Below are 26,152 nucleotides of genomic sequence, written 5' to 3'. Positions count from 1 at the left end.
TCCGGCATGGCAGCAACGACTCACACGGTCACCAACCAGCCCCCGCCGCTGACCGGGTACGACGTATTCGGCGCCGACCAGGCCCTCACCGAAGGCGTCGAGCGGTACGTCTCCCCCGCCCGTATCGACGAGGTGCGGCAGGAGCTGACCACCCTGGGAACGGCCGCGGGTTCCGCCCAGGCCCAGCGCTGGGGCGAGCAGGCCAACGCCTCGCCGCCCACCCTGCGCACCCACGACCGCTACGGCCACCGCATCGACGAGGTCGACTTCCACCCGGCCTGGCACCGGCTGCTCGGCCACGCCGTCACCGCTGGGCTCACCGACGCCTGGTCACGCCCCGACGGGCACGTCCGGCGCACCGCGGGCTTCCTCGTCTGGAGCCAGACCGACGCCGGCCACGGCTGCCCGCTGTCGATGACCCACGCCGCGGTGCCCGCCCTGCGCACCGACCCCGCCCTCGCGGCGGTCTGGGAACCGCTGCTGACCTCCCGGGTGTACGACCCGGAACTGCGGCCCGTCGCGGCGAAGCCGGGCGCGCTCGCCGGGATGGCGATGACGGAGAAGCAGGGCGGCAGCGACGTACGGTCGTGCACCACCCGCGCCGAACCGCTGGCCGCGCCGGGCGAGTACGTCCTGACCGGCCACAAGTGGTTCTGTTCGGCGCCGATGTCGGACGCGTTCCTGGTGCTGGCGCGGGCGCCGGGCGGGCTCACCTGCTTCCTGCTCCCGCGGGTGCTGCCGGACGGCAGCCGCAACACGTTCCGCATCCAGCGGCTCAAGGACAAGCTCGGCAACCGCTCCAACGCCTCGGCGGAGGTCGAGTTCGACGGGACGACCTGGGCGCAGCGGGTCGGCGACGAGGGCCGCGGCGTCGCGACGATCCTGGAAATGGTGACGGCGACCCGGCTGGACTGCGTCACCGGAGCGGCTTCCCTGATGCGTCAGGCGGTGGCGCAGGCGGTGCACCACACGACCCACCGGGCGGCGTTCGGCGGCCCGTTGGCCGATGCGCCGCTGATGCGCAATGTCCTGGCCGATCTGGCACTGGAGTCGGAGGCGGCGACGACGCTGGCGCTGCGGCTGGCCGCCGCGTACGACGGTGGCGGCGCTGCGGACCTCGACTTCCTGCGGCTCGCGGTGCCGGCCGCCAAGTACTGGGTGACCAAGCGGTGCACGCCGGTGGCGGTCGAGGCGCTGGAGTGCCTGGGCGGCAACGGCTACGTCGAGGATTCGGGCATGCCCAGGCTGCTGCGCGAGGCGCCGCTGCACTCGATCTGGGAGGGCTCGGGCAACATCCAGGCGCTGGACGTGCTGCGGGCGCTGCGCGCCGGGCCCGCGGCCCTGGACGCCTTCCTGACGGAGATCGGCACCACCCGCGGCGCCGACCACCGGCTCGACCGCGCGGTGCACGGCCTGCTCACCGAACTGGCCGACCTGGAGGCCATCGAGGCGCGGGCGCGGCGGCTGACGGAGCGGATGGCGCTGGTGTTGCAGGGCTCGCTGCTGGTGCGGTACGCGCCGCCCGAGGTCGCCGACGCGTTCTGCGCCACCCGGCTCGGCGGCGACGCGGGCGCGGCGTTCGGGACGCTGCCGCACACGCTCGGGACGGCCGCGATCGTGGACCGGGCCCGTCCGGTCACCGCGGACTGACGGCGGGCCGGGGCGGATCACCGGCGCGGCGACTCCCGTCCCTTCCGGCCGTCCGACGGCACGGACGGGACGGGGCCGCCGCCGCGCCGTTCAGGAGCGGTGCCGCGCCGACCCGGCACCGCTCCCGGTCTCAGGGTTCTGCGCCCGAACTCCGGCCAGGTGACCGGGAGTTCGGGCACGGGCTGTCAGGGAAGCCGCGGCGGCCCCTCGTCAGGACGTGCGCGCAGCGCCGCCTCGACCGCCACGACGACGTCGTCGTCCGGGGCGTCCGGCCGGAAGCCGACCAGCACCCCGCGCGCCTCGTAGTAGCGGATGACCCGGTAGGCGTCGTCCGTGCCGCAGCCGTCCCGCGCCCGCAGGTACACGACGAGATCCGCGCGGGCGAACACCGGGAGCAGCGGGCCGGCGCCTGCCACCCGGTCGAGCAACTCCGGTGCGCCGTCGAGTACATAGCCTTCGTCGGGCAGCCGCCGGTGATCGGCCAGGACGTCGGCCGCGGTGAGCCGCGGTAGTCCGTAGTGCGCCGCGAGCCGGGCGGCCCGCGCGGCGCGCTGCCCGTCGTCCGCTGCGATCACCACGACGCGCGGAGCCGTGGCCACCATGGTGAACTCTCCTCCCGCACCGTGCGGATGGGGCATCCGGCCGTTGTGATCACCGGGACGTCAGGGGGCGTGCCGCACCGCTCAGGACCGCCGGTGTTCCCGGCGGCGGCCGGCCCGGGTTCCCGGGGTGGCCGGGGCTTCGACGGCCGCCCGGAACACGTTCCCCGTGCACGTCATGGGCCACAACGGTTGCACTTCGTTGCAGTCGGGCGGTGCAATGGTGCATCCGTCCGGGCCGGGCGACGGCACCATGGCCGGACCCGGGGAGACGGCACAACGGAGAGCAGCGTGAACGACAGCCCGATCGGCAGCGCCATAAGGTCGGCCCAGGACATCCGCGCCACCGCACACCGCCTCGCCTCGGTCCGTGAGGCCGCGCTTTCGGGCGGCGCGGTGCCCGACGCGCCCCGGGCCGTCATCGGCGACTCCTGGCGCCGGGTGCTCGGCTCCGGCGTCGACCCGGATCACGACCGCCGCGAACGCCCGCTCTCGGTGGGCGAGTTGGAGCAGCGCAGGCAGAACTCGCGGCTGGCGGCGGTGCTTCCGGTGCTCAACGACGCGCTGCTGCCCGCCGCCGACGCGGCGCAGCAGATCATGGTGGTCACCGACGCCGAAGGACTGGTCCTGTGGCGGGAGGGCTGCGCGCCGATCCGCCGGATGGCCGACCGGCACGGCTTCGACAAGGGCGCCGCCTGGACGGAGGACGTCGTCGGCACCAACGCGATCGGCACCGCGCTGGTGGCCAGGCGCCCGATCCTGGTGCACAGCGCCGAACACTTCGTCCGCTCCCACCACCAGTGGACCTGCGCCGCCGCCCCGTTGCACGACCCGCGCGACGGGCGACTCCTTGGCACCGTCGACGTCAGCGGCCCCGCCCACACCTTCCACCCCACGACTCTGTCGCTGGTCTCCGCCGTGGCCGGGCTCGCCGAGGGTGAGCTGCGCTCCCGGCACCACGCGGCGGTCGAACGGCTGCGGTCGAGCGCGGCTCCCGTCCTCGCCCGGATCGGCGGCCCGGCCCTCGCCGTCGACCCGCACGGCTGGACCGCGGGTGCCGTCGGGATGCCGCCGCCCGACCGGGTGGCGCTGCCCAAGTCCCCGCAGGCCGGGCCGCTGTGGCTGCCCCGGTACGGCAGGTGCACGCTGGAGCCGCTGCCGGGCGGCTGGCTGATCCGCGTCGGCAAGGAGCAGGCCCCGGAGCCGAGCCGGGTGCTGCTCGACGTCAGTGGCCGCGACGGCGCCGCGATCACGGTCAGCGGACCGGCCGGCACCTGGACGCACGCACTGAGCCCGCGCCACGCCGAGCTGCTATTCCTGCTGGCCGCGCACCCCGAGGGGCGCAGCGCCGCCGAACTGGCCCAGGACCTGTTCGGCGACGGCGGCCGTACGGTCACCGTCCGCGCCGAGCTGTCCCGGCTGCGCCGCCACCTCCCCGGGGTGCTGGCGCACCGCCCGTACCGTTTCGCGGACGGCGTCGAACTGGAGCTGCGGACACCGCCGCTGTCCGTGCATCTGCTGCCCCATTCCTCGGCACCGGCGGTGGCGGCGGCCCGGCGGGGGTGAGGGGCGGGCGGTGTGCCGGGGGCGGGCGGCATGCCGTATCAGTACGTGGACAATCGTCCCGGGATGTGGTGGCCGGTGGAGGAGTGGTCCGTCCGGGATCCCGGGGTTCCGTCAACTCCCGCCCGCTGCCCGCCACTTGCCCGTGCGCGCCGGGGTGCTGATGCCGCTTCCCCCACGATGACGGTCGCCTCGCGGCCCGTGCGGCGGCGCGCCACCCGATCGGCCCGCAGGTCTCGCCGCGGCCGGCCGGCGTGCCTAGCGTGCCGACTGCGGGCCGTGCGCGCCCCGCGGGAGGAGAGCGATGAGCCCGCCAGGACACCCCCTGGGCCGCCCGGAGGCGCCGCGCCCCGACCCGCCGCCCGTGCGTCGTCCCCGGTGGGGCGTGATCGCGCTGATCGGGCTCACCGGCATCGCCATGCTGCGCGGCGGGCTGGCGGACGGCCCTCCGCAGCCGGGTTCCGCCGCCACGTCCCTGTCCCCCGCGGACCGTCCGCCCGGCGGCGCGGGGCCGCTGCCGCGCTCCGTCCCGTCGCGGGTGGTCATCCCCGGCCTGGGGGTGTCCGCGCCGGTCGTGCCGCTCGGGCTCGATGCGGACGGCTGGATCGAGGCGCCGCCGCCCGGCCACCCCGGTCTCACCGGCTGGTACCGGGGCGCGCCGACGCCGGGCGAGCGGGGCACCGCCGTCGTCGTCGGTCACGTCGACGACTTCAGCGGCCCCGCGGTCTTCTACCGCCTCGGCTCCCTGAAGAAGGGGAGCACCGTCCGGGTGGCCCGCAAGGACGGCAGGACCGCGGTCTTCGAGGTCTACGGCGTGCAGGTCTTCGGCAAGAAGGACTTCCCCGCGGCGCAGGTGTACGGGAGCCGGGGGCGGCCGGAGCTACGGGTGCTGACCTGCGGCGGCGGCTACTCCGCAGGCGCCGGGTACACGGGCAACGTCGTCGTCTTCGCGCGGCTGGCCAAGACCGTCCGGGGCGTACCGGGCGACGAGGGCGAGCGGGACCGGGCTGCCCTTCCGGCGCTCCGGGGCGCGTGATTGGCTGCCGCCATGAGCACCGTCACCGTCACCACCTGGCACCTCGAACAGACCGCGCCCACCGACCTGATACCCGCCGCGTGTCCACCGGCCGGACAGGGTGTCCGCATTGTGCGCGCCGCACGGCCGTCGCCCGAATTCAGCCGGTTCCTCTACTCGGCCGTGGGCGGCGACATCCTGTGGACCGACCGGCTGGGGTGGTCGTACGCGCAGTGGACGGAGTACCTGGCGCGGCCGGGTGTGGAGACGTGGGTGGCGTACGAGGACGGGACGCCGGCCGGTTTCATCGAGCTGGAGGGGCGGCCCGACGGTGTCACGGAGATCGCCTATTTCGGGTTGATCCCGGCCTTCCGGGGCCGCGGGATCGGCGGCCACCTCCTCTCGTACGGGACGGCGCGCGCGTGGGACCTGGCGGACCGGCGTACGGGCTGGGAGCCGGTGCGGCGGGTGTGGCTGCACACGTGCAGCAAGGACGGCCGGTACGCGATGAGCAACTACGAGCGGCGCGGCTTCCGGCTGTACGACACCGAGGTGACCGAGGAGCCGGTGGCGGCCACCCCCGGTCCGTGGCCGGGAGCCGGCGACACCGCGCCCGGCCAGGGGACGAAGGCCGTACCGGCCCCGCAGACCACGGGGGCGACGGCACGGGCGTAAACGTGACCGGCACCACACCGTCTCGTAATGCGGGACCGCGATGTCCACATAATGGATAATGGTGGACTGCCCCAAGAATGGCGTGACACGCTTCCGTCATGTCTCGAGCTGGAATTGCCTTGGTGAGCCGGCGGCACGTCGACCTCGGCCGCCTGTCCAGCGCCATCTGTTCGGCGCGCTGACGCTGCACCGACCTGGGGCCGAAGCCCCGGCAGCACCGTCGGCACCACCGCATCCCACGCCGTCCCCATCGCCGCGGACGCGCCGACACCCCTGACCTCGCACCTCACCCACGACGCGTCGCCACGCGTCGCCCTTCGGTGTGCCTGCACAGGTCGTCAGCGGGTGCATCCCGTCAAGCCCGCACACCCTGAGCCGCCCAGAAGGACGTACTCCCATGGCCGCCACACCGGATCGACCCGCAGCTGCCACGACCCGCCGCAAGGCCGGACGCCACCGCGGCGAGGGCCAGTGGGCCGTTGGTCACTTCACGCCGCTCAACGGCAACGAGCAGTTCAAGAAGGACGACGACGGTCTCAATGTGCGGACACGCATTGAGACGATCTACGCGAAGCGGGGATTCGACTCGATCGACCCCAACGACCTGCGTGGCCGGATGCGTTGGTGGGGTCTGTACACCCAGCGCAAGCCCGGGATCGACGGCGGCAAGACCGCCGTCCTGGAGCCGGAGGAGCTGGACGACGAGTTCTTCATGCTGCGGGTGCGCATCGACGGCGGCCGGCTGACCACCGATCAGCTGCGGGTGATCGGTGAGATCTCCCAGGAGTTCGCGCGCGGCACCGCCGACATCACCGACCGGCAGAACGTCCAGTTCCACTGGATCCGCATCGAGGACATGCCGGTGATCTGGCAGCGCCTGGAGGCGGTGGGCCTGTCCACCACCGAGGCGTGCGGCGACACCCCGCGCGCCATCCTCGGCTCGCCGGTCGCCGGCATCGCCGAAGACGAGATCATCGACGGCACCCCGGTCATCGAGGAGATCCACCGCCGGATCGTCGGCAACCCCGCCTTCTCCAACCTCCCGCGCAAGTTCAAGACCGCGGTCTCCGGTTCGCCGCTGCTGGACGTCGCGCACGAGATCAACGACATCTCGCTGGTCGGCGTGGTGCACCCGGAGCTGGGCCCCGGCTTCGACATCTGGGTCGGCGGCGGGCTCTCCACCAACCCGAAGCTCGGGGTGCGGCTGGGCGCCTGGGTCAGCGCCGAGGACGCCGCCGACGTCCACGAAGGCGTCATCTCGATCTTCCGCGACTACGGATACCGGCGGCTGCGCACCCGCGCCCGGCTGAAGTTCCTGGTCGCCGACTGGGGCCCGGAGAAGTTCCGGCAGGTGCTGGAGGACGAGTACCTCAAGCGCAAGCTGGCCGACGGGCCCGCCCCGGCGCAGCCCGAGCAGCAGTGGCGCGACCACGTCGGCGTGCACCGGCAGAACGACGGCCGCTACTACGTCGGCTTCGCCCCCCGCGTCGGCCGGGTGGACGGCGCGACCCTCACCAAGATCGCCGAACTGGCCGCAGGCCACGGCTCGGGCCGGGTGCGCACCACCACCGAGCAGAAGATGATCGTGCTGGACGTCGAGGAGGCGCAGGTCGAATCGCTGGTCTCCGGGCTCGAAGCGCTGGACCTGCGGGTCACCCCGTCCCCGTTCCGGCGCGGCACGATGGCCTGCACCGGCATCGAGTTCTGCAAGCTGGCGATCGTCGAGACCAAGGGCCGCGGCTCCTCGCTCATCGACGAACTGGAGCGCCGGCTGCCGGAGTTCGACGAGCCGCTCACCATCAACCTCAACGGCTGCCCCAACGCCTGCGCCCGTATCCAGGTCGCGGACATCGGTCTCAAGGGGCAGCTGGTGCTGGACAAGGACGGCAACCAGGTCGAGGGCTACCAGGTCCACCTGGGCGGCGCGCTGGGCCTGGAGGCCGGGTTCGGCCGCAAGGTGCGCGGCCTGAAGGTCACCGCCGACGAACTCCCCGACTACGTCGAGCGGCTGCTGACCGCCTTCCAGGAGCAGCGCGGCGACGGCGAGCGGTTCGCCCAGTGGGTGGCCCGCGCCGAAGAGGGTGCACTCAAGTGACCGAGCGCGCCGCCCCGTTCCACTGCCCGTACTGCGGCGACGAGGACCTGCGCCCCTCCGAGGTGGCCTCGGAGCGCGGTGCGGGCGCCGCGTGGGAGTGCCGCTCCTGCAACCGCGCCTTCCGGCTGAAGTTCCTCGGCCTGCTGTCCCAGGGCCTGTCCGCCGCGCCATCCCCGTCCGACGGAGGTACCTCGTGAGCGTCACGACCGATCTCCCGCAGCTCGCCGAGCGCGCGGGCCGCGAACTGGAAGAGGCTGCTCCGCTCGACATCCTGCGCTGGGCGGCCGAGACCTTCGGCCCGCGCTTCTGCGTCACCTCCTCCATGGAGGACGCGGTCGTCGCGCACCTCGCCTCGCGGGCCACTCCCGGCGTGGACGTGGTGTTCCTCGACACCGGCTACCACTTCCCCGAGACCATCGGGACGCGGGACGCGGTCGCCGCGGTGATGGACGTCCGCGTCCGCACCCTCACCCCGCGGCAGACGGTGGCCGAACAGGACGCCGAGTACGGGCCGAAGCTGCACGACCGCGACCCGGACCTGTGCTGCGCGCTGCGCAAGGTCAAGCCGCTCGAAGAGGGCCTGACCGGCTACGACGCCTGGGCGACCGGACTGCGCCGCGACGAGTCGCCGACCCGGGCCAACACCCCGGTCGTCGGCTGGGACGCCAGGCGGCAGAAGGTGAAGATCTCGCCGATCGCCCGCTGGACGCAGGCGGACGTGGACGCCTACGTCGCCGAGCACGGCGTGCTCACCAATCCCCTGCTGCTGGACGGCTACGCATCCGTCGGCTGCGCCCCCTGCACCCGCCGGGTCCTGGCGGGCGAGGACGCGCGGGCCGGGCGCTGGTCCGGCAGCAACAAGACCGAGTGCGGGCTGCACTGATGACCGACCGACCAACTGCGGGGAACGCAGCGGATGTTCAGGAGATACCGATGACCGGCGCCACCGTGTGGCTGACGGGACTGCCGAGCGCCGGCAAGACCACCATCGCCTACGCCCTGGCCGAGCGGCTGCGCGGCGAGGGCCGGCGGGTCGAGGTCCTGGACGGCGACGAGATCCGTACGTTCCTGTCGGCCGGCCTCGGTTTCAGCCGGGCCGACCGGCACACCAACGTCCAGCGCATCGGCTTCGTCTCCGAGCTGCTGGCCCGGCACGGCGTCACCGCCCTGGTGCCGGTGATCGCGCCGTACGCGGACTCGCGTGAGGCGGTCCGCAAGCGCCACCAGGCCGAGGGCAGCGCGTACCTGGAGGTGCACGTGGCCACGCCGGTCGAGGTGTGCTCCGAGCGGGACGTCAAGGGCCTCTACGCGAAGCAGGCGGCGGGCGAGATCTCCGGCCTGACCGGCGTCGACGACCCGTACGAGCAGCCCGAATCGCCGGACCTGCGCATCGAGTCGCACACCCAGACCGTGCAGGAGTCTGCCGCCGCGCTGTACGGGCTGCTCCGCGAGAGGGGACTGCTGTGAGCCAGTCACCTGCGACCGCCGTGCGGAGCGCGGCGCTGACCGCGGCCGTGCGCCACACCGGCACAGAAGCAAACGAAAGGGGCGCAGCGTGACCACCGCGACCGTTCTGAACGAGACCGGCGGCGGCTCCGGGGAGGGCAGCCCGTACGCGCTGTCGCACCTGGATGCCCTGGAGTCCGAGGCGGTGCACATCTTCCGCGAGGTGGCGGGCGAGTTCGAACGGCCGGTGATCCTCTTCTCCGGCGGCAAGGACTCCATCCTGATGCTGCACCTGGCGCTGAAGGCGTTCGCGCCCGCGCCGGTGCCCTTCGCCCTGCTGCACGTCGACACCGGCCACAACTTCCCCGAAGTCCTCGACTACCGCGACCGCGTCGTCGCCGAGCACGGACTGCGGCTGCACATCGCCGCCGTACAGGACTTCATCGACCGCGGCGAACTGCGCGAACGCCCCGACGGCCTGCGCAACCCGCTCCAGACCGTCCCGCTGCTCGACGGCATCGAACAGGGCCGCTTCGACGCGGTCTTCGGCGGTGGCCGCCGCGACGAGGAGAAGGCCCGCGCCAAGGAACGCGTCTTCTCCCTGCGCGACGAGTTCGGCGGCTGGGATCCCCGCCGCCAGCGCCCCGAACTCTGGCAGCTCTACAACGGCCGACACTCCCCCGGCGAACACGTCCGCGTCTTCCCTCTCTCCAACTGGACCGAACTCGACGTCTGGCAGTACATCGCCCGCGAGAAGATCGAACTGCCCGCCATCTACTACGCCCACGAGCGCGAGGTCTTCTCCCGCAACGGCATGTGGCTCACCCCCGGCGACTGGGGCGGCCTCAAGGACGGCGAAACCCTCCAGCGGCGCAAGGTCCGCTACCGCACCGTCGGCGACATGTCCTGCACCGGCGCCGTCGACTCCGACGCCGACACCATCGACGCCGTCATCACCGAGATCGCCGCCTCCCGCCTCACCGAACGCGGCGCCACCCGAGCCGACGACAAGATGTCCGAAGCCGCCATGGAAGACCGCAAGCGCGAGGGGTACTTCTAACCATGAGCAACACCACCACCGTGGACACCGGTGCCACCTCCCTGCTGCGTTTCGCCACCGCCGGATCCGTCGACGACGGCAAGTCGACGCTGGTCGGCCGCCTGCTGCACGACTCGAAGTCGGTCCTGACCGACCAGTTGGAGGCCGTGGAGCGCGCCTCGCTGGGCCGCGGCCAGGAAACGCCCGACCTGGCGCTGCTCACCGACGGCCTGCGCGCCGAACGCGAGCAGGGCATCACCATCGACGTCGCCTACCGCTACTTCGCCACCCCCCGCCGCCGCTTCATCCTCGCCGACACCCCCGGCCATGTGCAGTACACCCGCAACATGGTCACCGGCGCCTCCACCGCCGAACTCGCCGTGGTCCTCGTCGACGCCCGCAACGGCGTCGTCGAGCAGACCCGCCGCCACGCCGCCGTCGCCGCCCTCCTGCGCGTCCCGCACGTCGTCCTCGCCGTCAACAAAATGGACCTCGTCGACTACGCCGAACCCGCCTTCGCCGCCATCGCCGAGGAGTTCACCTCCTACGCGGCGTCCCTGGGCGTCCCGGAGATCACCGCGATCCCCATCTCGGCACTGGCCGGCGACAACGTCGTCACCCCCTCCGCCCACATGGACTGGTACGGCGGCCCGACCGTGCTGGAGCACCTGGAGACCGTGCCGGTCCACACCGACCCCTCGCACGACCCTGGCCGCTTCCCTGTCCAGTACGTCATCCGCCCGCAGACCGCGACCCACCCCGACTACCGCGGCTACGCGGGCCAGATCGCCTCCGGCGTCCTGCGCGTCGGCGACCGGGTCACCGTCCTCCCCTCCGGCCGCACCAGCACCATCGAGGCCCTCGACGTACTCGGCCGGGCCGTGGACACGGCCTGGGCACCGCAGTCGGTCACCGTCCAGCTCACCGACGACCTCGACATCTCACGCGGCGACCTGATCACCCCGACCGCCTCCGCACCGGCCACCTCACAGGACATCGAAGCGACGATCTGCCACGTCGCCGACCGCCCCCTGAAGGTGGGCCAGCGAGTGCTGCTCAAGCACACCACCCGCACCGTGAAGGCGCTCGTCAAGGACATCCCGTCGCGGCTGACCCTCGACGACCTGTCCCAGCACCCGGCCCCCGGCGAACTCACCGCCAACGACATCGGCCGCATCGTCGTCCGCACCGCCGAACCACTGGCCCTGGACGCCTACGCCCACTCCCGCCGCACCGGCTCCTTCCTGCTCATCGACCCCTCCGACGGCACGACACTGACCGCCGGCATGGCGGGCACCGCCTTCGCCGACGCGGCGGCGGAGACCGCGCCCGCCGCGGCGGCCGACGACGAGAGCTGGGACTTCTGACGATGACCCACCAGGACGTGTTCTCGACCTTCGCGAAGGAGGGGGGCCGCATCGGCAGCGGCGCCCTCGGCAGCGGGCAGGGCGGAGTCGGCCGATGTGTGCGCTGACGATGCATCACCTCATGTGCCCGAACCCGCCCTTCCGAAGATCTCCGCCGGGCGTGCCCTGAAGGGGCGCGTACTGACCCGGCCCTACGAGAGGAACACCTCCCGTGCCTGCCGTCCGACACCGCCTTCTGGCGACCGCCGCCACCGTCCCGCTGCTGCTCGGGGCGCTGAGCGCCTGCGGCTACGGCTCCGAGGCCAAGAAGGACTCCGCGGCCGATGTGACCGCCAAGGGCCCGAAGACCGACGGTCTCGACGACGTGAAGATCGGCTTCTTCGGTAACACCACCCACGCCACTCCGCTGGTCGGCCTGCAAAAGGGGATATTCCAGAAGGAGTTGGGCGGCACCAAGGTGCAGTCGTCCGTCTTCAACGCGGGCCCCGCCGAGATCGAGGCGCTCAACTCCGGCGCCATCGACATCGGCTGGATCGGCCCCTCCCCCGCGATCAACGGGTACACCAAGTCGCACGGCAAGAGCCTGAAGATCATCGGCGGTTCGGCCTCCGGCGGCGTCTCGCTGGTCGTCGACCCCAAGAAGATCAAGAGCCTGGACGACCTCAAGGGCAAGACGATCGCGACCCCGCAGCTGGGCAACACCCAGGACGTGGCGCTGCTCAACTACCTGGCCGAGAAGGGCTACCGGGTCGACCCCACCACCGGCAAGGGCGACGTCACCGTCCAGCGCACCGAGAACAAGGTGACGCCGACCGCCTTCCAGCAGGGCAGCATCGACGCCGCGTGGGTGCCGGAGCCGACCGCCGCCAAGCTCGTCAGCGTCGGGGGCAAGACCCTGCTGGATGAGAAGAAGCTGTGGAAGGACGGCAAGTTCGTCATCACGAACATGATCGTCTCGCAGAAGTTCCTCAAGGAGCACCCCAAGGCGGTGGAGGCCGTACTGCGGGCCTCCGTCAAGACCAACACCTGGATCCACGCGCACCCGGACGAGGCGCGGCAGGCGCTGAACGACAAGCTCTCCGACCCGCAGATCTCGGGCAAGGCACTGCCCGCCGACATCATCGCCCCGGCGTTCAAGAACACCGACGTCACCGATGACCCGCTGGCCGCCACGCTCCAGCAGGAGGCCGATCACGCCGTCAAGGCCGGCCTGCTGAAGAAGCCCGACCTCAAGGGCATCTACGACCTGCGGCTGCTGAACAAGGTCCTCAAGGCCGAGGGCAAGCCGGCCGTCGACGACGCCGGCCTCGGCAGCAAGTAGCCCCCGCTCCAGCACCGCAGACCCCCAGGAGGTGACACCGATGACGACCACCACCCTCACCAAGCAGCACCCGGCGGCCACGGATGCGGGCCCCATGGCTTCGTACGCCGCTCGCATCGACCATGTCTCGAAGTCGTTCGGCCGTCCCGGCGCGCAACAGCACGTACTGGACGACATCAGCATCGATGTCGCGCCCGGTGCCTTCGTCTGCCTCCTGGGGGCGTCCGGCTGCGGCAAGTCGACCCTGCTCAATCTCGTGGCAGGACTGGACGCGCCGTCGGCCGGTTCGATCGAGACGCCGGGCGGCCGGCCGGCGCTGATGTTCCAGGAACACGCCCTGTTCCCCTGGCTGACGGCAGGCCGCAACATCGAACTGGCGCTGCGGCTGCGCGGGGTGCCGCGCGCGGACCGCAGGGACGAGGCCGAGCGGCTGCTCGAACTCGTCCGGCTCAAGGGCGCGTACGGCAAGCGGATCCACGAACTGTCGGGCGGCATGCGCCAGCGGGTCGCGATGGCCCGCGCGCTCGCCCAGGACAGCCGGCTGCTGCTGATGGACGAGCCGTTCGCGGCGCTGGACGCCATCACCCGTGACGTGCTGCACGACGAACTGACCCGGATCTGGCGGGTGTCGAACGAGGGCGGCTCCACCACCGGCGGCCTGTCCGTCCTCTTCGTCACCCACAACGTCCGCGAAGCGGTACGGCTCGCCGAGCGGGTGGTGCTGCTGTCCTCGCGCCCCGGCCGGGTCGCCCGCGAATGGCAGGTCGACATCCCGCAGCCGCGCCGCATCGAGGACTCCGCCGTCGCGGACCTCTCCGTCGAGATCACCGAACAGCTGCGTGGGGAGATCCGCCGCCATGGCCAGCACTGAAACCAGGGCCCAGTCCGCCGACGGCACGCCCGCCGACGGCGCTCCCGGGGCCGCGGCATCCGGGCCCGCCACGGACGCCGGGACCGCGGCTGCCCCGGCCCCGCCCGCCGACGGGCAGGGCAAGGACACCTCGGCAGACCTCGCCGGTCTTGAGGCCGGGCTCGACGCCCTCGAATCCACGGTCGTCGACCGGCAGCCGTGGCTGCGTTCCCTCGCATCGAAAGCCTTCCCTCCGCTCATCGCGATCGTCATCGTGCTGGGGCTGTGGCAGCTCGCCTACCACTTCGAACTCAAGCCGCACTACCTGCTGCCGAGCCCGGTCGACGTCGGCAGGTCCCTCCAGGAGAAGTGGCTTGAGGGCACCCTGCTGAGCTTCGTGTGGACCAGCGTCTCGCGCGGCGCGCTCGGCTTCCTGGCATCGGTCGTCATCGGCACCGCACTCGGCCTGGTCGTCGCCCGGGTCAGGGCGGTACGCGCCGCCATCGGCCCGATCCTCAGCGGCCTGCAGTCGCTGCCATCGGTGGCCTGGGTGCCGGCCGCGATCATCTGGTTCGGGCTGAGCGACGCCACCATCTACGCGGTGGTGCTGCTCGGCGCCGTCCCGTCCATCGCCAACGGTCTGGTGGCCGGAGTCGACCAGATCTCTCCTCTCTACCTGCGGGCGGGCCGCACCCTCGGTGCGACGGGTCTCGCGGGGGTACGGCACGTCCTGCTGCCCGCCTCGCTGCCCGGCTACCTCGCCGGTCTGAAGCAGGGCTGGGCGTTCTCCTGGCGTTCCCTGATGGCCGCCGAACTCATCGTCAACGCACCCGATCTCGGCACCGGGCTCGGCCAACTCCTGGAGCAGGGCCGGGAGTTCCAGGACATGTCCTGGGTGCTGGCGGCGATCCTGCTGATCCTCATCGTCGGTATCGGCATCGAATTGCTGATCTTCGCCCCGATCGAGCGGCGGGTGCTGCGCAGCCGCGGGCTCCTCGTGAAGAGCTGACCCATGGACACACCGCCCACTCTCCTCGTCATCGCCCACGGCAGCCGCGACCCGCGGCACGCGGCGACCGTCTCCGCGCTCTGCGCGCGGGTACGGGCGCTGCGCCCCGGGCTGCGGGTCGAGGTCGGCTACCTCGACTTCAACGCGCCTGCCGTGCCCCGGGTGCTGGAGCGGCTGTCGGCCGAGGGTGTGCGGGACGTCGTGGCGTTGCCTCTCCTCCTCACCCGCGCCTTCCACGCGAAGTCCGATATCCCTGCGGTGTTGCGGGAGGCCACCTCACGGCTGCCGCAGCTGACCGTGCACCAGGCCGACGTGCTCGGCCCTTCCGCCCTCCTGACCGCCGCGCTGGAGCGGCGGTTGGAGGAAGCCGGGCTGCGGCCCGGCGACCGCCGCTCGACCGGGGTCGTCCTGGCCGCGGCGGGCTCCAGTGACCCGGAGGCGATCGCAGTGATCGCTGAAACCGCGCGGGAGTGGCGGCGCACCTCTGGTTGGTGTGCCGTGCGACCTGCGTTCGCCTCCGCATCTCTGCCCCGCACGGCGGACGCCGTGCGGGCCCTGCGGGCCGACGGCGCCGCCCGCGTCGCCGTCGCGCCGTACGTCATCGCCCCCGGCCGCCTCCCCGACCGCATCGCCCACGGTGCCCGGGAGGCAGGCGCCGACGTCCTGGCGCCGGTGCTCGGCCCGGCCCCCGAACTGGCCAGGCTCCTGCTCCGCCGTTACGACGAGGCGGCACCCGCCCCGGACGCCCTGCTGCGGCTGCCCGCGCTCATCGCCTGAACCGCACGGGGGCGTCCTCCCGGGCCGTACCGACGCGGCACGGCTGCCGTTGCCGTTCGGCGGCCGCCCGCTCCCCGGCATCCGCGTCACCCGGCCGCCCCCGCCAGGGCAGCGGCCCCGCCCCGTGCGGCGGCCCTGGGCGTGTCGGCCCTGCCCTTTTCGTAGACGGTCAGACCACGGGCCAGGTGGAGCGGCACCAGCAGCAGTTCCACGAGCAGGGCTTTCCAGGCGTAGACGAGGTTGACGGCCTTCGTCGCGTAGACGCAGGGGATGTTCACCAGCACGCCGGACAGCGGGAGTTTGCGGCGGCGGGCGGCGTAGACGAGCGGTGGCGCGGTCAGGAGGAGGTCCGCTCCTGCCCACCAGGCGAGGGTGACGGCGAGCGGCCGGTCCGTCGTCGCCGCGGCGACGAACGGCGCCGCCCACCACAGCGGCGCGGTGACGATCTCCAGCAGGGCGAGCAGCACCCAGACCGCCAGCAGTGGCTTGTGCCGGACGAGCCCGCCGAAGTGCAGCCGTACGTTCTGGCAGAACCCGGCCATCCAGCGCCAGACCTGCTTGCGCAGATAGGTCAGATCCTCGGGGTCGGCGGCCAGCGCCACCGCGTCGGCGACGTAGACCGCCCTGCGTCCCGCGATCTGCTGGGACCACGTGAAGTCCATGTCCTCGACGATGGTGCGTTCGGGGAAGCCACCGAACGCGGCGAGGTCGTCGCGGCGGAAGACGGAGCAGCAACCCGAGCACACCATGGGGCTGTTGGCGCGCGCCTGGATGGGGCGGTGCCAGTGAAAGCCGAAGAGATACTCGGTGGACCGGCCGCGTTCCCAGATCGTGCGGGTGTGGCGGGTGCGGACGGTGCCGGCGGCGACGGTGACGGCCGGGTCGTCGAAGGCGGGGACTACGGTCTCGATGTAGTCCGGTGCGAGGACGGTGTCCGCGTCGACGGCCAGGACGAGGTCCGTGGTGCAGTGCGGCAGCGCGAAGTTCTGTGCCTTGGCCTTGCTGCCGAGATTCCGCGGCGGGCGCAGGACGGTGACGCCGTGTGACGCGGCCACCTCTCCCGTGCGGTCCGTGGACGCGTCGTCCACCACGAGGACGCGGTCAGGCGGGACGGTTTGCCGCGCCAGCGATGCCAGCGTGGCGGGCAGTCCCTCCTCCTCGTTGTGAGCGGGAACGATGACGGTGATGGTGTGCATGCCGAACTCCCCCTGTGCTGCGGACCGAGCCGGCCACGAGCGTGGCCAGACCGATCAGGCCGTAGACGATGGTGCTGATGCCGATGAACGGCAGTCCTCCGTGCATGTCACCGACCGTAGCCGGATCGCGCGTTGACCGTTTCCGGAGGAACCCTCCTGTGGATAACTCCGGTGCGGCAGCGGATCGTCCTGGCACAGCACGGCGCCGGCCGCCGCGCCCCGTGGGGGCGAGCGCGGCGGCCGGCGTGTGGTGCTGAGGGGGTGGAGCCGATTACTCGACGACCTTCAGCAGCTTGTTGGGCGTGCCCTCACTCGGGTTCGAGATCTTGTCGGGCGTGGCGCCGTCGGTCAGGGCCTTGGCGACCTCGTCCGGCTTGGCGTCCTTGTGGGCACCCAGGTAGACCGCGGCGGCACCCACGACGTGCGGGGTGGCCATGGACGTACCGGAGATGGTGTTGGTCGCGTTGTCGTCGGTGTTCCAGTCCGACGTGATGTCGGAGCCGGGCGCGTAAAGGTCGACGATGCTGCCGAAGTTGGAGAAGTCCGACTGCTCGTCCTTGTTGGTGCTGGAGGCGACCGTGATGGCCTCCTTCACCCGCGCCGGGGAGCCCTGCGAGGCGTCGGCGGACTCGTTGCCCGCCGCGACGGCGAAGGTCACGCCGGAGGCGATGGCCTTCTGCACGGCCGCGTCGAGCGCCTCGTCGGCGCCGCCACCGAGCGACATGTTCGCCACCGAGGGGCCCTTGTGGTTCTTGGTCACCCAGTCGATACCGGCGACGACCTGCTCGGTGGTGCCGGAGCCCTGGTCGTCCAGCACGCGGACGGCCACGATCTTGGCCTTCTTGGCGACGCCGTGGGCCTTGCCGGCGATGGTCCCGGCGACGTGCGTGCCGTGGCCGTTGCCGTCGGTGGCGTCGTCGTCGTTGTCCACCGCGTCGAAGCCGGAGGAGGCGCGACCCTCGAAGTCCTTGTGGGTGGTGCGCACGCCGGTGTCGATGACGTAGGCGGTGGCGCCCTCACCCGCGCTGTCCGGGTAGGTGTACTTCTTGTCGCCCTCGGTGTCCGCCTGGTCGATGCGGTCCAGGCCCCACGACGGGGGGTTGTCCTGGGTGGCGTCGATGTGGAACTTCTTGTTCTGCACGACCTTGTCGACGGCCGGGTCGGCGGCGAGGCGCTTGGCCTCGTCGGCGCTCAGGCCGGTCGCCGAGAAGCCGTCGAGGGCCGCGGTGTAGTTCCGCTTGACCTTGCCGCCGTACTTGGAGGCGAGGTCCTTGTGCTCAGCGGCGCCGACCGAGGCGCTGCTGACCGACTTCTTGAGCATGACGATGTAGCTGCCGTTCACGGCACCCTTGGCCTCGGCGCCGTAGATCTTGCCTTCGGCGGCGGGCGAGGCACCGGCGGTGACCGCGGTGACGGCGGCGATACCAGTGGCGGCGACCGCGGCGGTTATTGCCGTGACGAGCCGCTTCTTGCTGGAACGCTTGTGAGCCATTGCGAGGGTTCTCCTCGTTCGTGGTGTGGGGGGAAAGCGTTGCGCAACAGCCCGGTTCGGCAGGAACATCCGCACCGGGCTGGTTCGAAACCATGTCGGATTGACGAGTTCAATTCAAGGCCAGCCGGGCCGTGTGAGATAAGCAACAACCCTGCATAAAGGCGAAAACGGACTGAAGTGGTCAATAAGGCGCGGGTAGTTGAATGTTCAGTGCCCAACTCCGTTTACGTTGCGGCAATACAAGGCAACGGAACGGGAATCCCCTCCCTCTGGCCCTTGTTGGTGTGACAAGCTCGCGCACCGCAAGATGTGTGCCGTTCGTATGGAAAGCATTCCCCGGGCCGTCGCCCCGTCACACCTGCACGGACCGGGCGCCGTTCATCCACCGCCAGCCGGCCCCCCGTTCACCGCTGATAGCGCGCCAGCACCCGGTTCCCGTCGTCGACCAGCCGCCCCCACAGGGTGTCCTCGTCGATCCCGCCGCTGAAGTACTCCTGGAGACCCGGCGTCGCGAGCTTGTCCTTCCACTCCGGGTAGCCGCGGACGGACTGCGCGGGGGCGGGGCGCAGCGAGCCGGCGAGCGCGGTGCCGGCCGCCCAGTCGTGACGGGAGACCCGCAGCGCCGGGTCCGCGAGGGCCTTCCGACCCGTCGGCAGCAGCCAGTCCCCCAGGGCCAGCCGCACCGTGTTCGACGGCCTGAGGAGGAAGTCGATGAAGGCCATCGCCTCCTTCTTGTGCGGACAGCGCTCGGCCACCGACAGGGTCTGCGGGCTGACGCCCTGGTCCGTCGTGCTGCCCCTGGGCGCGGGCAGCACCGTCCACGCGAAGCCGTCCGGCGCCTGCTGGGCGATCTGCTGACGGAACGAGAAGCCGAGCGGCACCATCGCGTAACGGCCGGCGAAGAAGCCGGGGAGGGTGTCCGCGCCGCCCATCCCGAGGGTGGAACGGGACGCGCTGCGGTCGACGTTCAGCTGGTCGTGGATGAGCCGGGGCACCACCCGGTCGGCGGCGTCGAACCGGATCTCCACCGTGCCGCCGGGGCGGCGGTGGAAGACCCGGCCCCCGGTGGACAGCGCGAGATTGAGGGTCACGGAGACCGGTTCCTTCAGCGGCCAGGCCACGCCGTAGGTGCCGCCGCGGGTCAGCCGCCTGGCCGCCGCCGCGAACTCGTCCCAGCTCCAGGGGTGCCGGGCGTCGGGAAGGCGCACCCCGGAGTGCCGCAGCAGGGCGCGGTTGGCGAGCAGCACCCGCGGCTCCTGGAGGAACGGGACGCCGTACACCCGCCCGTCGAAGGTGCCGGCGGCCCAGCTGTGCCGTGGGATGTCACGCCGGAGACGGTCGGGCAGCAGCGGCGTGAGGTCGGCGAGGTCGCCGCCGTAGGCGAAGTCCGCGAGGTCGTCGGACGCGTCGTGGATGATGTCGGGCGCCTCGCCGCCCTCGAAGGAGGTCAGCAACTGGTCGTGGACGGTCGGCCAGGCGCCCTGGACGTACTCCACACGGACGTCGGGGTGCCGGGCGTTCCAGTCCGCGACCAGCTGCTTGTTCGTCCTGACCGAGTCCTGCTGCCAGGCGAGCGACTGGAAGCGCAGGGTGATCCGGCCACCTCGCGCGGGCGGCGCCCCACCGGAACAGCCGGCCGCCAGAGCCCCGGCGGGCAGCGCGGCGGCGGCCGTGAGGAGCCCTCTGCGGCCGATGCCGGGCCGGGGTGCGGCGGCCACGGCGGGAAGCCGGCCGCGCATCAGCTCTTCACCGCCCCGGCGAGCATCCCGCCGGTGATCCGCCGCTGGATGGCGGCGAAGAGGACCAGACCGGGGAGGGTGGCGAGGAGCGCGGCGGCGGCGAGCGGGCCGAGGTCGGCGACGCCCTCGGCCCCGATGAAGTGGGTGAGCACCACGGGGAGGGTCTGTTTCCCGGGGGATTTGAGCAGGACCAGCGCGAAGAAGAACTCGTTCCACGCGGTGACGAAGGCGAACAGCGCCGTGGCGACGATGCCGGGGACGAGCAGCGGCGCGGTGACCGACACCAGCGTCCGGAGCCGCCCCGCGCCGTCCACGGCCGCCGCCTCCTCCAGTTCGGGTGGCACCGCCCGGACGTATCCGGTGAGCATCCACAGGGCGAACGGCAGCGACCACACGACGTAGACCAGGATCAGGCCGCCCAGGGAGTCCACCAGTTGGAGGTACTTGAGGATCAGGAACAACGGGATGATCACCAGCACCAGCGGGAACGTCTGGCTGATCACCACCCACCCCGTGGCCGCCCGGTAGAAACGGTTGCGGTAGCGCGCGAGCACGTACGCCATCGGAGTCGCGAGAACGATCGCGACCACCGCCGAAACCGCGGCGGCCAACAGGCTGTTGGCGGCTGCGGGCAGCAGCGGCTGCTCGTCGAAGGCCCGCCGGAAGTTCTCCAGCGTGGGCGCGTCCGGGATCCACGCCGGATGGGCGCGGGCCAGCTCGCGCGGCGGCTTGAAGGCGGTGGACACCAGCCACAGGAACGGGAAGGCCAGGAAGAGGAGATAGCCGAGGAGCGCTGTGTACTGGGCGGCCCGAGCGCCCCGGACGGCCCCGCCCGTCGCGCCCCGAGGGCGGCCCCGGGCCGCGTCACGCGCTCCCGCCGTCCGGCTCATGCCGCGTCCTCCCCCTTGAGCCGGCCCGCCAGATAGACGGCCAGCAGGACCGAGATCACCGCGACCATCGCGAGTCCCATCGCCGCGGCGTACCCGAACTGGCCGTAGCGGAACGCCTCTTCGTAGGCGAAGAGCATCGGCAGCCGGGTCCGGCCGCCGGGGCCGCCGTCGGTCAGGACGTAGACCAGCGCGAAGGAGTTGAAGTTCCAGATGAAGTTGAGGGCGGTGACCGCGAGCGCGACGGGGCGCAGGGCGGGCCAGGTGACCGTGCAAAACCGGCGCCAGGCGCCCGCGCCGTCCATCGCGGCGGCCTCGTGCAGCTCCTGGGGGACGTTCTGCAGCCCGGCCAGCAGGGAGACCGTGGTCTGCGGCATCCCGGCCCAGACGCCGACGACGATGACCGCGGGCAGCGCGGTGGCCAGCCCGCTCAGCCAGTCCCGGCCGCCGGTGGCGCCCAAGAGCCCGAGGCCGCGCAGCGTTTCGTTGAGGATCCCGGCGTCCGGGTGGTACACCAGCCGCCACATGATGCCCACGACCACCTCGGGCATCGCCCACGGGATGATCGCCAGCGCGCGGGCCAGCCAGCGCATCCGCAGGTCGAGGTTGAGCAGCAGCGCGAGGCCGAGCGCCAGGAAGAACTGCGGGACGGTGACGCCGACGGCCCACAGCAGCCCGATGCGGAACGACTCCCAGAACAGCGTGTCGTGGAGGAGGTCGGAGAAATTGAGCAGCCCGGTCCACCGGGCGGAGCGGGTACGGCCCGACTGCGCGTCGGTGAACGCCAGCCCGATGCCGTAGAGCAGCGGGCCGACGCTCAGTACCAGGATGGGGAGCAGCGCGGGCAGCACGAGGAACCACGCGCCGTGGTCCGCGCGCCGCGCGCCGGTGCGGTCTGCGCCCCTTCCGGTGGACCGCCGTGGCGCGGTCGCGAGGGTCACGGCGGGGGCTCCTCGGTGCGCGTCGCGGCCGGGTGCCACGGGAACGCCGGGCGCCGCCCCGGGCCCGCCGCGCGGTTCGTTCGGGCCGTCAGCGCTGCTGCCGTCACGGTTCCCCCTCCCGTTCCCCCGGTGGCCGCCGCCTGCCCGTTCGTACGGCGGCGCTCCTGCCCGTGTGCTGCTCGCTCGCGTACCGGGAGTCCCGGTGCGGTCCTGCGTACCGCGTCTCCCTTCGGCGGCGCGGCCGTCCGGAAGGGTTTCGGGGGCAGGCAGCCGCCGTCATCGTCGTGAGGGGCACACCCGCAGTCAAGCGTCCGGCCGGATTCCGTGAGGGATCTCCCCGCCTGGGTGGATTCCCGGACCTGCGAGACTGGTCACGATCACGCACCGCAGGAGGCAGCACGATGACCGAACCGAGCCCCGGCGCCTTCACCGAGGCGCGCGCCCGTGCCGTCCTGGCCGCCGCCGGGCGGCCGGAAGCCGCGGCGGACGCCCGGCTGCTCTCGCTCGGCGAGAACGCCGTCTTCGCGCTCGGCGACAGCGGCCCCGTCATCCGGGTGGGCCGCAGCGCCGAACTCCTGGAGCGCGCCGAGCGTGAACTCGCCGTGGCCCACTGGCTGGAGGACGCCGGGGTGCCGGCCGTCCGGGCCGCCGAGCCGGTGGCGCAGCTGTCCGACGGGCATCCCGTGACGTACTGGCGGCGGCTGCCCGATGCCGTCAGGCCCGCGGCCACCGGCGACCTGGCCGCCCTGCTGCGGGCGGTGCACGCCCTGCCGGAGCCGCCGTTCCCGCTGCCGCGCCGCGAACTCCTGGGCGGCGTCGAGCGCTGGCTCCGGCTGGCGGGCGACGCGGTCTCCCCGCAGGACGCGGAATATCTGCGGGGCCGCAGGGACGCGTTCGCCACGGCCGCCAGTGCGCTGGAGCCGCACCTGCCCCGCGGCCCCATCCACGGTGACGCGCTGACCCGCAACGTCCACGTCGGCCCCGACGGACCGGTCCTGGTCGACCTGGAAACCTTCTCCTCCGATCTGCGGGAGCACGACCTCGTCGTGATGGCGCTGAGCCGCGACCGCTACGGCCTGGCGGCCGACGCGTACGACACCTTCGTCTCGGTCTACGGCTGGGACGTGCGGGACTGGGAGGGCTGCGCGGTGCTGCGCGGCTCCCGGGAGACGGCGAGTTGTGCCTGGGTCTCCCAGCACGCGCCGGGCAACCCGGCCGCCCGTAAGGAGTTCACCCGCCGCATCGCCTCCCTGCGGGAGAAGGACGCGACCGTGCGGTGGTACCCCTTCTGATCCGGCGCGCGGCGGCGACGGGACGGCGGGCGGCGGCGACGGGACGGCGGGCGGTGGTGAACGCCCGGCGCCCGGCTACCGGTTGCCGCCGGTCGCGGTGGTCCAGAGCGGGTCGATGCGGCCCAGCCAGGTGTCCTGGGCGTCGGCCAGCGGCTGTTCCAGGGGGAGCGGCCTGAAGCGGCAGGCGAACGTCATCCCGGCGTCGTCTCCTTCGCCGCCGACCCGGTGTTCCCAGGCATCGGGGGCGTCAACCGGCGCTTGCAGGAAGAAGAACGTGGTCCTGCGCGGCTGTCCTGTGTCGGGGTGCGGTTTGTCCTCCACGGCGAGCTGCCGGATCACCGTGGCGGTCAGCAGCCCCGTCTCCTCGGCGACCTCCCGCAGGACGGCCTGCGCCAACTCCTCGCCCGGTGCGACGCCCCCCGCGGGGACCTGGGTACCGGCCTCCACCATGCCGACGTGGTCGAACACGAGAAGGGCGGGGACGGCGCGCTGCCGGATCACGTAGGCGGCGACGCGGATTCTGGGACGGGTCATCCCGGCATTTTCCGTCACCGGCGCCCTGCGGGGAGGGGCGGGACGGCGACCGGGAGGGATCCGGGATCCCGCCGCGCGGCGCCCACGGCCGTACCGCCGCTCCCCCGGGGCCGGTTCAGCCGTGCGTCCTCTGGTAGGGAATCAGCGGCCAGGCCGCCTCGACTATCGCCCGGGGATTGCCGGAGCGGCGCAGATACGCCTGGAAGTCGGCGGCCTGTTCGGCGGCTGCGGTCTCCTGGAGGGAGTGCAGCGCGCGGGGCGAGGGGCCCGCGACGGCGGGGTACTTCTCGCCGATCCGGCGGGCGACTCCGGCCGCCGCCGCGGCGTCCGCGCCCGCTTCGTGTGCGGCGTTCAGCGGGACGCCGTAGTGGCCGCAGAGTGCCTGGAGGGCGCGCTTGCCCTTGCGGAAGCGGTCGACGTGCTTGTCGAGGATCAGCGGGTCGATCACCGGCGCGGGGGTGTGCCCGAGGCGTTCGGTCAGGGTGCGCAGGCCGTGCCGGCGGCATTCGCGGTCCAGCAGCGAGAGGTCGTACCTGGCGTTCATCACCACCAGCGGGATGCCGGCGCGCAGCGCGTCCGCGAGGGATTCGGTGATCTCCTCTATGGCCGTCGCCGGAGGTGCGCCGTGCTCCTGGACGTACGCGGTCGACATGCCGTGAATGGCCGCCGCCTCGTCCGGTACCGGCACACCAGGGTCGAGCAGCCAGGTCTGCTGGGCCGCCGCCCGTCCGTCGCCCTCCAGCCGGATGAGCGCCGCCGTGACGATGCGGTCCCGCTCGACGTCGGTGCCTGTGGTCTCCAGATCGAAACTGACCAATACGTCCTGATGCCAGCTCATGGCGGCCTCCTTCGGTGGTGCGTCCCCCGTTGCTCGCACACTCTCGCATGCGGCACTGACAACCGGCCCGGCGCCCGCCGCCCGCGGACTGCCGCCGCCGGTCAGGAGACCGGCCGGGAGTCCGCCCACTCGCTCTCGAATTCCTCGCGGTAGGTCTCGAACAGCCCGGCCTCGCCGTCGCCGCCCTCCCGGGCCGCGGCCTGCCTGACCACCTCGCGTCCGCCGCCACGCAGCACGAGGACCGGGGACTCCATGCCGCGGCTCCTGCGGAGGTAGGTCTGGACGACGGCCAGGCCGTCGGGCCCGTCGCCGTCGACCAGGTAGGCGGTGAAGCGCGGGGTCTCGTCGAAGACCTGGATCTCGAAGGCGCCCGGGTCGCGCAGGCGGGCCCGTACCCGCCGCATGTGCAGGATGTTCATCTCGATGGAGCGGCTCATCTCGCCCTTCTTCAGCCCTATTTCGCGCTCGCGGCGGCGGACGGCGCTGCTGGCGGGGTTGAGGAAGAGCAGCCGGATGCGGCAGCCCGACTCGGCGAGCCTGACCAGGCGCCGGCCCGAGTAGTTCTGGACGAGGAGGTTCAGACCTATGCCCACCGCGTCGAGCCGGCGGGCGCCCCCGAAGAGGTCCTCGGCGGGCAGCTGGCGCTGGAGCCGCACCCGGTCGGCGTGCACCCCGACGACGTCGGCGTAGCGGTCGCCCACCAGGTCCTCGACGGCGTCGATGGGCAGCCGGCCCGAACTGCGGGTGCCGATTCCGGAGCCGAGTATGTCCAGCAGCCGGGCGGACGCACGCTCCGCCTGGGCGAGGACGGTCTCGGAGAGCGCGCGGTTGCGGGAGACGATGTTGCGGGCGACCTCCAGCTCGTCCAGCGCCAGCTCGACCTCGCGGCGGTCGTCGAAGTACGGCTCGAAGCAGGGCCAGTGCTGCACCATCAGCTCGCGCAGCTGCGGGAGGGTCAGGAAGCTGACGATGTTGTCGTCGGCCGGGTCGAGGAGGTAGCCCTTGCGGCGGCTGACCTCACGGACCGCCACCGCGCGCTGGACCCATTCCTGGCCTGCGGGCCCGGCCGCGGCGATCACCCACTCGTCGCCGTGCACCGGCTCGTAGATGGGGCGCAGCACCGCGGCGACGACGGCCCGCAGCCGCTGCTCGACGAGATTCAGCCAGATGTAGGCGCGACCGGCCCGCCGGGCGCGGGTGCGCACCTCGGTCCAGGCGTCGGCGCCCCAGTCCAGTTCCGCGCCGATCTCCAGGGGCCGCGCCAGGGACACCGCGCCGGGCGGTACGTCGACGGAGCCGCCCTCATGGCCCTCGTGACCCTCGTCACCAGGGGGCAACTCCAGCCCGCCGCTCACCTGCCACCGCCTTCCGAACCTCCGTGCCAACGATCAAGGCAGACTACTGCGGCACGGGGGGCGGTGCAGCAGGATGGGTCGAGTCGTCCACCAACTCCCCTTATTCTGACTGCCTCTTGTACCCGGCGAGCACGGCGGGCGTGAGCGGATTCATATCGGTTTCGCCCCGATGACGCCGTGGCACCGCCCCGGCAGCGCCGTGTGACGCCAGGCCGGGAGCCGCGCCGCCGGCCGGTACCGCCGCTGGTCGGCGCCGTGCGCGAGGTACCGGGAGCGCGTGTCCGGCCCACGCGATGGAGTGGTTTCGCGGCCTGCTGTTGACCCGGCCGGGGGGCGACGCCGGCCGTGCGCCGGTCTGTGATTGGCCGGAGGGGTACTGGCGGAATGTCCTCGTACGCGGTATGCGGTTCCACATCCGTCACAGGAGACGCACGCATCCTCCACGGGGCGGCCGGTACGCCGCGGGCGACGG

25 protein-coding genes are annotated in these 26,152 nt (G+C 72.4%); 16 read left to right on the top strand and 9 right to left on the bottom strand.

Annotated elements, in window-relative coordinates; translation table 11 throughout:
- The first annotated feature begins 6 nt into the window (after window positions 1-6).
- Window positions 7-1,650 carry an acyl-CoA dehydrogenase family protein gene (locus ACIBK8_RS16855; RefSeq protein WP_399042580.1) on the top strand — a complete coding sequence of 548 codons (1,644 nt, stop codon included), beginning with the start codon at window positions 7-9 and terminating at the stop codon, window positions 1,648-1,650.
- 185 nt (window positions 1,651-1,835) lie between these two features.
- Here the strand turns inward: ACIBK8_RS16855 and ACIBK8_RS16850 are convergent, their stop codons facing one another.
- Complete coding sequence (locus ACIBK8_RS16850; protein WP_399042579.1) at window positions 1,836-2,252, bottom strand: hypothetical protein; 417 nt, start codon at window positions 2,250-2,252, stop codon at window positions 1,836-1,838.
- Between the two features lie 288 nt (window positions 2,253-2,540).
- Here ACIBK8_RS16850 and ACIBK8_RS16845 point away from each other — a divergent pair, with 288 nt between their 5' ends.
- The 14 genes from ACIBK8_RS16845 (at window position 2,541) to ACIBK8_RS16780 (ending at window position 15,406) form a co-directional block, all read left to right on the top strand.
- Window positions 2,541-3,815 (top strand): GAF domain-containing protein, encoded by a 1,275-nt coding sequence (locus tag ACIBK8_RS16845; RefSeq protein ID WP_399042578.1) that lies wholly within the window; start codon window positions 2,541-2,543, stop codon window positions 3,813-3,815.
- Window positions 3,816-4,116: 301 nt separating this feature from the next.
- Window positions 4,117-4,848 carry a class F sortase gene (locus ACIBK8_RS16840; protein WP_399042576.1) on the top strand — a complete coding sequence of 244 codons (732 nt, stop codon included), beginning with the start codon at window positions 4,117-4,119 and terminating at the stop codon, window positions 4,846-4,848.
- A 12-nt stretch (window positions 4,849-4,860) separates the two neighbouring features.
- Window positions 4,861-5,502 carry a GNAT family N-acetyltransferase gene (locus ACIBK8_RS16835; protein WP_399042575.1) on the top strand — a complete coding sequence of 214 codons (642 nt, stop codon included), beginning with the start codon at window positions 4,861-4,863 and terminating at the stop codon, window positions 5,500-5,502.
- Between the two features lie 98 nt (window positions 5,503-5,600).
- Window positions 5,601-5,684, top strand: a complete 84-nt coding sequence (locus ACIBK8_RS16830; protein WP_393687393.1) for a putative leader peptide — start codon at window positions 5,601-5,603, stop codon at window positions 5,682-5,684.
- A 215-nt stretch (window positions 5,685-5,899) separates the two neighbouring features.
- Window positions 5,900-7,597, top strand: a complete 1,698-nt coding sequence (locus ACIBK8_RS16825; RefSeq protein ID WP_399042574.1) for a nitrite/sulfite reductase — start codon at window positions 5,900-5,902, stop codon at window positions 7,595-7,597.
- Entirely contained in the window at window positions 7,594-7,794 is a 201-nt protein-coding gene (locus ACIBK8_RS16820; protein WP_399042572.1) for a hypothetical protein, read from the top strand. Before ACIBK8_RS16825 ends, ACIBK8_RS16820 begins: the two co-directional genes overlap by 4 nt.
- The gene (locus ACIBK8_RS16815) at window positions 7,791-8,480 is read left to right on the top strand and encodes a phosphoadenylyl-sulfate reductase (RefSeq protein WP_399042571.1); all 690 of its coding nucleotides are present in this window, start codon (window positions 7,791-7,793) and stop codon (window positions 8,478-8,480) included. Before ACIBK8_RS16820 ends, ACIBK8_RS16815 begins: the two co-directional genes overlap by 4 nt.
- A gap of 50 nt (window positions 8,481-8,530) precedes the next feature.
- Window positions 8,531-9,064, top strand: coding sequence for an adenylyl-sulfate kinase (gene cysC, locus ACIBK8_RS16810; RefSeq protein WP_399042570.1), 534 nt, complete (start codon window positions 8,531-8,533; stop codon window positions 9,062-9,064).
- 88 nt (window positions 9,065-9,152) lie between these two features.
- Window positions 9,153-10,103, top strand: coding sequence for a sulfate adenylyltransferase subunit CysD (gene cysD / locus ACIBK8_RS16805; protein WP_399042569.1), 951 nt, complete (start codon window positions 9,153-9,155; stop codon window positions 10,101-10,103).
- A gap of 2 nt (window positions 10,104-10,105) precedes the next feature.
- Complete coding sequence (locus tag ACIBK8_RS16800) at window positions 10,106-11,449, top strand: sulfate adenylyltransferase subunit 1 (protein ID WP_399042568.1); 1,344 nt, start codon at window positions 10,106-10,108, stop codon at window positions 11,447-11,449.
- Between the two features lie 211 nt (window positions 11,450-11,660).
- Window positions 11,661-12,770 carry an aliphatic sulfonate ABC transporter substrate-binding protein gene (locus tag ACIBK8_RS16795; protein WP_399042567.1) on the top strand — a complete coding sequence of 370 codons (1,110 nt, stop codon included), beginning with the start codon at window positions 11,661-11,663 and terminating at the stop codon, window positions 12,768-12,770.
- Window positions 12,771-12,810: 40 nt separating this feature from the next.
- Window positions 12,811-13,641, top strand: a complete 831-nt coding sequence (locus ACIBK8_RS16790; protein ID WP_399042566.1) for an ABC transporter ATP-binding protein — start codon at window positions 12,811-12,813, stop codon at window positions 13,639-13,641.
- The gene (locus ACIBK8_RS16785) at window positions 13,628-14,629 is read left to right on the top strand and encodes an ABC transporter permease (RefSeq protein WP_399042565.1); all 1,002 of its coding nucleotides are present in this window, start codon (window positions 13,628-13,630) and stop codon (window positions 14,627-14,629) included. Before ACIBK8_RS16790 ends, ACIBK8_RS16785 begins: the two co-directional genes overlap by 14 nt.
- A 3-nt stretch (window positions 14,630-14,632) precedes the next feature.
- The gene (locus ACIBK8_RS16780) at window positions 14,633-15,406 is read left to right on the top strand and encodes a sirohydrochlorin chelatase (protein WP_399042564.1); all 774 of its coding nucleotides are present in this window, start codon (window positions 14,633-14,635) and stop codon (window positions 15,404-15,406) included.
- Between the two features lie 86 nt (window positions 15,407-15,492).
- On the opposite strand, the gene ACIBK8_RS16775 is transcribed toward ACIBK8_RS16780, so the two are convergent.
- From ACIBK8_RS16775 to ACIBK8_RS16755, 5 genes are all read right to left on the bottom strand, one after another.
- Window positions 15,493-16,602, bottom strand: a complete 1,110-nt coding sequence (locus ACIBK8_RS16775; RefSeq protein WP_399042563.1) for a glycosyltransferase family 2 protein — start codon at window positions 16,600-16,602, stop codon at window positions 15,493-15,495.
- A 271-nt stretch (window positions 16,603-16,873) separates the two neighbouring features.
- Window positions 16,874-18,094: a S8 family peptidase gene (locus ACIBK8_RS16770; protein ID WP_399042562.1), complete on the bottom strand. Its 1,221-nt coding sequence runs from the start codon at window positions 18,092-18,094 to the stop codon at window positions 16,874-16,876.
- Window positions 18,095-18,498: 404 nt separating this feature from the next.
- On the bottom strand, window positions 18,499-19,833 hold the full coding sequence (locus ACIBK8_RS16765; protein ID WP_399042560.1) for an ABC transporter substrate-binding protein: 1,335 nt from the start codon (window positions 19,831-19,833) through the stop codon (window positions 18,499-18,501).
- A complete protein-coding gene (locus tag ACIBK8_RS16760) occupies window positions 19,833-20,723 on the bottom strand; it encodes a carbohydrate ABC transporter permease (RefSeq protein WP_399042559.1) in 891 nt (296 codons plus the stop codon). The genes ACIBK8_RS16765 and ACIBK8_RS16760 overlap by 1 nt, the downstream gene beginning before the upstream one ends.
- Window positions 20,720-21,661: a carbohydrate ABC transporter permease gene (locus ACIBK8_RS16755; protein WP_399042558.1), complete on the bottom strand. Its 942-nt coding sequence runs from the start codon at window positions 21,659-21,661 to the stop codon at window positions 20,720-20,722. The genes ACIBK8_RS16760 and ACIBK8_RS16755 overlap by 4 nt, the downstream gene beginning before the upstream one ends.
- Window positions 21,662-22,062: 401 nt before the next feature.
- Between ACIBK8_RS16755 and ACIBK8_RS16750 the strand changes: the two genes are divergently transcribed.
- Complete coding sequence (locus ACIBK8_RS16750; protein WP_393687356.1) at window positions 22,063-22,953, top strand: aminoglycoside phosphotransferase family protein; 891 nt, start codon at window positions 22,063-22,065, stop codon at window positions 22,951-22,953.
- A gap of 75 nt (window positions 22,954-23,028) precedes the next feature.
- Here the strand turns inward: ACIBK8_RS16750 and ACIBK8_RS16745 are convergent, their stop codons facing one another.
- The 3 genes from ACIBK8_RS16745 to ACIBK8_RS16735 form a co-directional block, all read right to left on the bottom strand.
- Window positions 23,029-23,487 carry an NUDIX domain-containing protein gene (locus ACIBK8_RS16745; RefSeq protein WP_399042557.1) on the bottom strand — a complete coding sequence of 153 codons (459 nt, stop codon included), beginning with the start codon at window positions 23,485-23,487 and terminating at the stop codon, window positions 23,029-23,031.
- Between the two features lie 115 nt (window positions 23,488-23,602).
- The gene (locus ACIBK8_RS16740; RefSeq protein ID WP_399042556.1) at window positions 23,603-24,325 is read right to left on the bottom strand and encodes an exonuclease domain-containing protein; all 723 of its coding nucleotides are present in this window, start codon (window positions 24,323-24,325) and stop codon (window positions 23,603-23,605) included.
- Between the two features lie 101 nt (window positions 24,326-24,426).
- The gene (locus ACIBK8_RS16735) at window positions 24,427-25,680 is read right to left on the bottom strand and encodes an SAV2148 family HEPN domain-containing protein (protein WP_399042555.1); all 1,254 of its coding nucleotides are present in this window, start codon (window positions 25,678-25,680) and stop codon (window positions 24,427-24,429) included.
- Between the last annotated feature and the right edge of the window lie 472 nt (window positions 25,681-26,152).

Origin of the sequence: Streptomyces sp. NPDC050161 (assembly GCF_044460025.1) — a bacterium.
In the GTDB taxonomy this organism is placed as follows: domain Bacteria; phylum Actinomycetota; class Actinomycetes; order Streptomycetales; family Streptomycetaceae; genus Streptomyces.
Note: the sequence above shows the minus strand (reverse complement) of the source record. Positions and strands in the feature narration are given on the sequence as shown.

Excerpts from the sequence above, each read along its gene's own strand:
- ACIBK8_RS16785 (WP_399042565.1), top strand. The coding sequence starts at position 13,628 with ATGGCCAGCACTGAAACCAGGGCCCAGTCCGCCGACGGCACGCCCGCC.
- ACIBK8_RS16790 (WP_399042566.1), top strand. The coding sequence starts at position 12,811 with ATGACGACCACCACCCTCACCAAGCAGCACCCGGCGGCCACGGATGCG.
- ACIBK8_RS16800 (WP_399042568.1), top strand. The coding sequence starts at position 10,106 with ATGAGCAACACCACCACCGTGGACACCGGTGCCACCTCCCTGCTGCGT.
- ACIBK8_RS16825 (WP_399042574.1), top strand. The coding sequence starts at position 5,900 with ATGGCCGCCACACCGGATCGACCCGCAGCTGCCACGACCCGCCGCAAG.
- ACIBK8_RS16780 (WP_399042564.1), top strand. The coding sequence starts at position 14,633 with ATGGACACACCGCCCACTCTCCTCGTCATCGCCCACGGCAGCCGCGAC.
- ACIBK8_RS16850 (WP_399042579.1), bottom strand. The coding sequence starts at position 2,252 with ATGGTGGCCACGGCTCCGCGCGTCGTGGTGATCGCAGCGGACGACGGG.
- ACIBK8_RS16830 (WP_393687393.1), top strand. The coding sequence starts at position 5,601 with ATGTCTCGAGCTGGAATTGCCTTGGTGAGCCGGCGGCACGTCGACCTC.
- ACIBK8_RS16745 (WP_399042557.1), bottom strand. The coding sequence starts at position 23,487 with ATGACCCGTCCCAGAATCCGCGTCGCCGCCTACGTGATCCGGCAGCGC.
- ACIBK8_RS16740 (WP_399042556.1), bottom strand. The coding sequence starts at position 24,325 with ATGAGCTGGCATCAGGACGTATTGGTCAGTTTCGATCTGGAGACCACA.
- ACIBK8_RS16760 (WP_399042559.1), bottom strand. The coding sequence starts at position 20,723 with ATGAGCCGGACGGCGGGAGCGCGTGACGCGGCCCGGGGCCGCCCTCGG.
- ACIBK8_RS16840 (WP_399042576.1), top strand. The coding sequence starts at position 4,117 with ATGAGCCCGCCAGGACACCCCCTGGGCCGCCCGGAGGCGCCGCGCCCC.
- ACIBK8_RS16835 (WP_399042575.1), top strand. The coding sequence starts at position 4,861 with ATGAGCACCGTCACCGTCACCACCTGGCACCTCGAACAGACCGCGCCC.
- ACIBK8_RS16855 (WP_399042580.1), top strand. The coding sequence starts at position 7 with ATGGCAGCAACGACTCACACGGTCACCAACCAGCCCCCGCCGCTGACC.
- cysC (WP_399042570.1), top strand. The coding sequence starts at position 8,531 with ATGACCGGCGCCACCGTGTGGCTGACGGGACTGCCGAGCGCCGGCAAG.
- ACIBK8_RS16765 (WP_399042560.1), bottom strand. The coding sequence starts at position 19,833 with ATGCGCGGCCGGCTTCCCGCCGTGGCCGCCGCACCCCGGCCCGGCATC.
- ACIBK8_RS16775 (WP_399042563.1), bottom strand. The coding sequence starts at position 16,602 with ATGCACACCATCACCGTCATCGTTCCCGCTCACAACGAGGAGGAGGGA.
- ACIBK8_RS16770 (WP_399042562.1), bottom strand. The coding sequence starts at position 18,094 with ATGGCTCACAAGCGTTCCAGCAAGAAGCGGCTCGTCACGGCAATAACC.
- ACIBK8_RS16750 (WP_393687356.1), top strand. The coding sequence starts at position 22,063 with ATGACCGAACCGAGCCCCGGCGCCTTCACCGAGGCGCGCGCCCGTGCC.